Annotated in this window: 1 pseudogene; it reads right to left on the reverse strand. The window is 45.4% G+C overall.

The window, feature by feature from the left end:
* Positions 1-443 (reverse strand): annotated as a pseudogene (locus C2862_RS25105) (hypothetical protein); the annotation flags it as partial.

The raw sequence follows: 443 nt of genomic DNA on the forward strand, positions 1-443 counted from the left end.
TTGTCTAGTGTGTCGATAACGTATGCCACAACACCGGATGTCGGTGTGATGGTTTTCTCTTCGCCTGTTTTGACATTAACCGTCACGAGATAAAAGTTCTCATCTCCTCCCGTATCACGAGAGTAAATTACGGTGTCTTCGCCAACCCAGTAGTAGTATGCGATGTCGCGCCCTGTTACGGATGTGACGCGTTTTATCTGATCGGGGTTATCTGTGGGATAAACAAAGACGTTCTTACGGTCTTGCCATGGCTTCATCATTGAGATGTAGTCACCAGCAGGAGAGATTTGATAGCTAGAAACTTCGCTGTTTTTAAAGAAATAATCCACTGGATACTCGGGTGGAATCATTTCTGCATCGGTTGTGGTGGATGTTTGACTGCAACCCGCCAATAATAATCCAAAAGTGGCAGCAAGAATAAGCTTGCGAGTGCGCATTGTGTA

The sequence above is a fragment of the Massilia sp. Mn16-1_5 genome, assembly GCF_004798585.1.
Lineage (GTDB): Bacteria > Pseudomonadota > Gammaproteobacteria > Burkholderiales > Burkholderiaceae_D > Telluria.